Origin of the sequence: Kitasatospora sp. MBT63 (assembly GCF_000710465.2) — a bacterium.
Classification (GTDB): Bacteria; Actinomycetota; Actinomycetes; order Streptomycetales; family Streptomycetaceae; genus Kitasatospora.
Genome location: NZ_JAIZ01000495.1, coordinates 1 through 1348, shown reverse-complemented (window position 1 = coordinate 1348; position 1348 = coordinate 1). Strand labels below are relative to the sequence as shown.

At 70.4% G+C, this 1348-nt stretch carries 2 protein-coding genes; both read left to right on the top strand.

All coding sequences use genetic code 11. The annotated features are described in order from the left end of the window. The first annotated feature begins 222 nt into the window (after window positions 1-222). Window positions 223-648, top strand: coding sequence for a hypothetical protein (locus AA75_RS26785; RefSeq protein ID WP_149038395.1), 426 nt, complete (start codon window positions 223-225; stop codon window positions 646-648). Between the two features lie 67 nt (window positions 649-715). Beyond that, on the top strand, window positions 716-1348 hold a 633-nt coding region (locus AA75_RS26780), incomplete at its 3' end, for a DEAD/DEAH box helicase family protein (RefSeq protein ID WP_149038394.1).

The window sequence follows — 1348 nt, the reverse complement described above, 5'->3', positions numbered from 1 at the left end:
GGATCGGGTGGGGTGGTGGTGAGGGGTGGTCAGGTGGTGGGGTCACTCGAAGGAGTGGAGAGGGACGGGCTTCGCCCGAAGGTGCTGTATCAAACTGAGCAAGCCGCTAGACTTTGGGCTGCTGGCCCGGCTTCGGTGGGCCTCCGGCCCCTCGGATGTGGGGCAGCAGCAGCGAAGGGGAATTCGATGGGTGCCAATTCCGTCTATTACGCTCGGTCCGCTGTGCGCCGTCAGGCGCAGGGGAAATCGGCGGAGTATCTGGCCGGGCAGTCGGAGGAGGCTCGCTGGTGGGAGCGGCAGGCCGGCCGGGTGGAGGACTCGGGGTCGGCGGCTTCGGAGGAGGCCTCCGAGCGGGAGCGGCTCGTGGAGCTGGTCCGGGCTCGGGGCCTGGCCGTGAACGACGTCGCGCAGGAGAAGGTCCAGCAGTCTCGCCGGGAGCGGCAGATGCGCGGGAGTCAGCGGCAGGTGCAGGTGCAGGTGGGGATCTCCCCGCAGACGGAGCAGCGGCTGGTGGCGCTGGCGGCCGGGCTGGGGGTTGGGGTCGAGCGGCTGCTGGGGGTCTTGGCGGACAGCGTCGAGAGCGGCGGTGACGGCCTGGTCCAGGTCGCCGGCGTCGCCGTGGCCCCCGGCCCGAGAAATCCCCACTGAATTCACATGGCACGCTGAAACCGCCGTCTCGCGCCTTCGATATTTCCCTGGAAAGGAATTGCCTACCATGCCGAAAAAGCTTCGCCCTAATCAGCAGGAGGCGTGTGACGCCTCTGTACGACTTCTGACGCCTCCGGCGTCGGGTCTGCTCCCGCCGGAGGGGCTCCGCTGTCAGGTGCGGGCCGCGACGGGCTCGGGCAAGAGTCTGACGGCAGTGCACGTGGCCGAGCGGCTCCGCTCCGAGCGCACCCTCGTGCTGGTGCCGTCGCTGCCGCTGCTGGAACAGACGGTGGCCGTGTGGAAGGCCGAGGGGTACGGCGGCCGGATGGTCGGGCTGTGCTCACTGAAGGGGTCTGAGCAGCCGGGGGTCGCGTGCACCACCGATCCGGCGGAGCTGATCCGCTGGACGGCCGGCCCCGGCAAGGTGACGGTGTTCGCCACCTACGCCAGCCTCGGGCTCGGGCACCTGGAGAAGGCCCACCAGGAGGGCCTGAGTCCGTTCTCGCTCGCCATCGTGGACGAAGCCCACCGGGTCTCCGGCGCCGCTGGGAAGCCCTGGGCGGCCATCCTGGACAACGCCCGCATCCCCTGCGACAGGCGGCTGTTCATGACGGCCACTGCCCGTGTGTGGGCGGTGAAGGAGCGGGACCGGGAGCGGGCGGCGGCGGCCGGCATCGAGTCGGCCGAGCTGATCGCGAGC